Raw genomic sequence first — 965 nt, 5'->3', positions numbered from 1 at the left:
GGCGCCGGTGCTGGCGGCCCAGCTCAGGCCGTCGGCGGCCGACACCGCGAACAACGACGACCCGTAGTTGTTTTTGGCCGGATGCCCGTGTTTGCGGGCGTAGCGCGCGGCGGCCCGCGCGCCGCCGAGGTAGTGCCACAGGCCCGTCTCGTGGCCGCCGAACGGGCCCAGCCACACCGTGTACGACAGCACCGCCAGCCCGCCCGGCTTGGTCACCCGCAGCATCTCGGCGCCCAGCTGCCAGGGCCGCGGCACGTGTTCTGCGACGTTGGAGGACAGGCAGATGTCGACGGAGGCGTCGGCGACGGGCAGCGCCATGCCCGAGGCGCGGACGAAGTCGCCCGGCCCGGGTGCCAAAGCCGGCCCGGCCGCGTGCATCTCGCGCGGGTCGGGTTCCACGCCGATGTAGCGCACACCGGCGTCGGCGAACGCCGCCGCGAAATATCCCGGGCCGCCGCCGACGTCGAGCAGCGTGCGGCCGACCGGCGGCTCGCCATGGGCGCCGCGCCAGAGGTCGGTGACCATCGCCGCGGTATCGGCGGCGAGGGCGCGATAGAACCGGGCCGGGTCGGACCGCTCGTGGCGAAACTCGGCCAGCAAGCGCAGCGAGCGGGACAGGGTTGCCCGCCGCGCCAAGAGGTCGGTGACGGCCACCGGCCAACCCTACGGCCGGGGTCGGCTAGACCTGTTGGTCGTGCCGTTGCAGATACGGCGCCAGGCCGAGTTTCTCGACCAGCAGCAGGAAATCCCCGCCGGACACCGCGAACTCTGGGGGCTCGTTCACACGCTGCCGCACGTCGCGCGGCCACGAAAACCGCATGTCCAGGCCCCCGATGGTGTCGCGACATCCGATTGTCAGCGGCGGCGCACCGGGGATGCCGACGACGAGGACGGGCGTCGTCGACAGCGTCGAGGCCATGCCCCGCTCGAACATGCGGCCCACGATCTGGTCGGGCGATCCGAAC

At 72.7% G+C, this 965-nt stretch carries 1 protein-coding gene and 1 pseudogene; both read right to left on the bottom strand.

Translation table 11 applies throughout. From position 1 onward, the window contains the following. On the bottom strand, nucleotides 1-654 hold a 654-nt coding region (locus A5712_RS23445; protein ID WP_068110523.1), incomplete at its 3' end, for a class I SAM-dependent methyltransferase. A 25-nt stretch (nucleotides 655-679) separates the two neighbouring features. Further along, nucleotides 680-965, bottom strand: a pseudogene (locus tag A5712_RS31495) (hypothetical protein); the annotation flags it as partial.

Origin of the sequence: Mycobacterium sp. E2327, from assembly GCF_001672675.1 — a bacterium.
Taxonomy (GTDB): Bacteria; Actinomycetota; Actinomycetes; order Mycobacteriales; family Mycobacteriaceae; genus Mycobacterium.
This window is presented reverse-complemented; position numbering and strand designations above follow the sequence as displayed.